The 3,644-nt window shown below is 60.6% G+C and carries 2 protein-coding genes and 1 pseudogene; 2 read left to right on the plus strand and 1 reads right to left on the minus strand.

The window, feature by feature from the left end; translation table 11 throughout:
- Positions 1-120: 120 nt before the first annotated feature.
- Positions 121-1,017 carry a PA4780 family RIO1-like protein kinase gene (locus tag DBR24_RS14245; protein ID WP_123471103.1) on the minus strand — a complete coding sequence of 299 codons (897 nt, stop codon included), beginning with the start codon at positions 1,015-1,017 and terminating at the stop codon, positions 121-123.
- 525 nt (positions 1,018-1,542) lie between these two features.
- Between DBR24_RS14245 and DBR24_RS34840 the strand changes: the two are divergent.
- Positions 1,543-2,550, plus strand: a pseudogene (locus tag DBR24_RS34840) (cache domain-containing protein); the annotation flags it as partial.
- Between the two features lie 129 nt (positions 2,551-2,679).
- Positions 2,680-3,408 carry a methyl-accepting chemotaxis protein gene (locus DBR24_RS34845; RefSeq protein WP_371921286.1) on the plus strand — a complete coding sequence of 243 codons (729 nt, stop codon included), beginning with the start codon at positions 2,680-2,682 and terminating at the stop codon, positions 3,406-3,408.
- Positions 3,409-3,644: the final 236 nt, after the last annotated feature.

Raw genomic sequence — 3,644 nt, forward strand, 5'->3', positions numbered from 1 at the left:
CAAGACACCTCGGTCGGCCCCCTCTCCCTCTGGGAGAGGGCTGGGGTGAGGGGCTTCTGGGTTCCAAGGCATCTGATTCAAACAAAAAACCCGGCCGAGGCCGGGTTTCTGGTCAAGCGATCACTGCATCCACGGGGGGGGCGGTGGCTCGTCGGACTTGCCTTTCGGCTCGTCGTCCGCTGCACGGATTGCCTGCTTGCGCTCCTCGTCGAGGCGCGCCGCTTCGATCTCGCGCAATACCCCGCCAACGTCGGCCAGGTCCTCCGGATCATCGAACTCACCGGTCAGCACACTGTTCGGGTGCAAGGTGCCAGCTTCGTACAACGCCCACATTTCCTTGGCGTACTTGGTCTTCTTCAACTCCGGGGCAAAGCGGCCGAAGTACGAAGCCATGTTGCCGACATCGCGCTCCAGCATGCTGAAGGCGTGGTTGTTACCGGCAGCGTCGACGGCTTGCGGCAGGTCGATGATCACCGGGCCGGTCGGCGTCAACAGCACGTTGAACTCCGAGAGGTCACCGTGCACCAGACCGGTACACAACATCAGCACGATCTGCGAAATCAGGAACGCGTGATATTCGCGCGCCTGATCCGGCTCCAGCACCACGTCGTTCAGACGCGGCGCGGCATCGCCGAATTCGTCGGCCACCAGTTCCATCAACAGCACGCCGTCGAGGAAGTCGTAGGGTTTGGGTACCCGCACGCCGGCACCGGCCAGACGGAACAGCGCCGCCACTTCGGCGTTCTGCCAGGCATCTTCGGTCTCTTTGCGACCGAACTTGGAGCCCTTCGCCATCGCCCGAGCCTGTCGGCTGTTGCGAACCTTGCGGCCTTCCTGATACTCGGCCGCCTGGCGGAAACTGCGTTTGTTCGCCTCCTTGTAGACCTTTGCGCAACGTAACTGATTGCCGCAGCGCACCACATAAACAGCTGCTTCTTTACCACTCATCAGTGGGCGCAGCACTTCGTCGACCAGACCGTCCTCGATCAGGGGTTCAATGCGTTTTGGAGTCTTCATCAGCTTTTATTGTGGGTCCTTTATTACCAAACACGCGAATGTCACTCGTTATACGGCAATCCTCGCATCACGGGGAGGGGTTGCCGACCTGTGAACCTTGAGAATGCACACACTGTGCCGGATTGAACGGCGCCAACGCTACGCGTACATGACCGTTGCGAATCATAGCCGAGCCCACCGAACTTGTAGGCGCCCGTGTTCAAGGGCATTTGCGACAGAATCTGACAGTTGCCTTCACACCCGTCGCAAGATTTTTCCGCAGTGCCCTCAATTTCCCCGTTTTGCAGCCGAAGTCCTCAATGACAGAGGGATTTGTCCGACAATCGTTCCACAAGAATCAGCGATGTCGCACTCAGGGAAACGGGTGATCCACACCGTTTTCGGCTGCCAATAAACCACAAGTCATCTGCACTGCGTGGGCCTACAAGAAAATCTGGAGCGCGGATGAACATCAAACAGAAATTGACGTGGGCGTTTGCAATCATCGCCTGCTTGCCAGTGGTGCTGGTCGCGACCCTGGTGGTGATGAACCTGCGCAGCGATGCCCGGGACAGTTTTGTCGACAGTAGCGGTCGCGAAATTCGTCAGGTCAGCAATGCCATGCAGCTGTTTTTTGATGGCATAAGCCAGAACGTCGATTACCTGGCGTCGCAACCGCTGATCAAAAACACCGACGACAGCCTCAAGACCTACATGAGCGCCAACGCCGAATCCATCCCCCAGGGTGAGATGGATAAAAAGGTCTTCGCGTTCCTGCAGGATCTGGGCAACGCTCACCCGGCGTACGCCTATGCCATCGTCGGCACCGCCGCCGGCGGCTACGTGTCGTGGCCGGATGATCCCAAACTCAACAACTACGACCCGCGTCAACGGCCGTGGTACAAGGCGGCCCAGGCCAAACCGGGCAAACCGTTCCGGACCGCCGCTTACTACTGGGCGCAGGACGATGCGACCTACGTCAGCACCGTGCGCACCATCGACAACAAACTCGGCAGCAACGGCGGCGTGGTCAGCATCGACGTGACGCTCAAGCAGCTCACCGAGATCGTCAAGCAGATCAAGCTGGGCGAAACCGGCTACCTGATGCTCCTGGAAAACAGCGGCACGGTGCTGGTCGACCCGAAACAGCCGGAACACAATTTCAAGCCGCTGGACAGCCTCGGCGCAGGTTATGCGCAGCTGGCCAAGGCCGGCAAAGGCCTGGTCGAAGTCGAGCTTAACGGTGAGCGCTACATGGCCAACGTCTGGCCGTCGGAGCAATTGGGCTGGACCTTCGTCGGCCTGATCAAGCAGAGCGATGTGATGAGCTCGGCCACGCAACTGACCTGGCTGATCGCGATCATCGCCGCCGTGCTCGCCGTGCTGTTCGCCGTGGTCGGCGCCAGTTTTGCCAGCCTGATCGTGCGTCCGATCCGCAGCGTCGCCAGTGGCCTGGAAGGCATCGCGCAGGGCGAAGGCGACCTGACCAAAAACCTCGACATCCGTGGCAACGACGAAACCGCGCAACTGGCCAACTGGTTCAATCAGTTCCTCACCGCAATCCGCAGTCTGATTCAGCACATCGGCGGCGCCGCCGGAAAAATCCTCGCCACCTCGCAGAGCTCGACCCGGGTCTCCAGCGACATGGCCGAAGCGGCCGGACGACAGCGTGAAGCGGTAGACATGGTGTCGACGGCGTTCCACGAAATGGTCGCCACCGCCAACGAAGTCGCCCGCTCGTGCAGTCAGGCGGCGGACTCCGCCGACAGCGGCCAGCGTCAGGCCCGCCAGGGGCAACAGCAGATTGATGCAGCCGTGCACAGCGTTGATCAACTGAGCCAGGAGCTGGAGCAGTCGGCACAGTCGATGCAGCAACTGGAGCGCGACAGCAACGATATTCAGTCGATTCTCGGCACCATCCGCTCCATCGCCGAGCAGACCAACCTGCTGGCACTCAACGCCGCCATCGAAGCAGCCCGCGCCGGTGAACAGGGGCGCGGCTTTGCCGTGGTGGCGGATGAGGTGCGCGCACTGGCCAAACGCACGGCGGACTCGACGGCGGAAATCGACGGCTTGCTCGGCAACTTGGCCAAGCGCACCAGCGAGGTCACGCAACAGATGCACGCCAGCCTGCAAGTCTCGCAGCAGTCGGTGACGCGCATCGGCGAAGCGCGCGAGAGCTTCGGTCAGATCCGTGAGTCGGTCGACGTGATTCGTGACATGAACACGCAAATCGCCACCGCCGCCGAAGAGCAGCATCAGGTGGCTGAAGACATCAATCGGCACATCAGCCAGATTCATGGCGATGCGCAACTGGTGGCGGAACTGGCGAACTCGGCACAGCAGGATTCGCAGAGTCTGGCGGGGCTGTCGAATGAGCTGGACGGGTTGGTACGTCGTTTTCGTACCTGAACCTCGGTCAGCCCCTCTCCCGGAGGGAGAGGGGCTGACCGAGGTGTCTGGCGTTATACATCGACCTGAAATACCGCGTCGAATTTGGACTGGCAAAATTCTCCAGACTGGGTCGATTCTGGATTCAGCGTTGTTCTCTCACGTCAGCGTAGGTCTGCAATTTCCCGCGATCAGTCCCCTCTCCCTCTGGGAGAGGGCTAGGGTGAGGGGCCTTTTCTAGCGCTCGATAATGGCGG

It is taken from the genome of Pseudomonas sp. HMWF006 (assembly GCF_003061205.1).
Classification (GTDB): Bacteria; Pseudomonadota; Gammaproteobacteria; order Pseudomonadales; family Pseudomonadaceae; genus Aquipseudomonas; species Aquipseudomonas monsensis.

What these genes read in the sequence shown, in the direction of transcription:
- DBR24_RS14245 (WP_123471103.1), bottom strand. Translation starts at nt 1,017, where the DNA reads ATGAAGACTCCAAAACGCATTGAACCCCTGATCGAGGACGGTCTGGTC.
- DBR24_RS34845 (WP_371921286.1), top strand. Translation starts at nt 2,680, where the DNA reads ATGGTGTCGACGGCGTTCCACGAAATGGTCGCCACCGCCAACGAAGTC.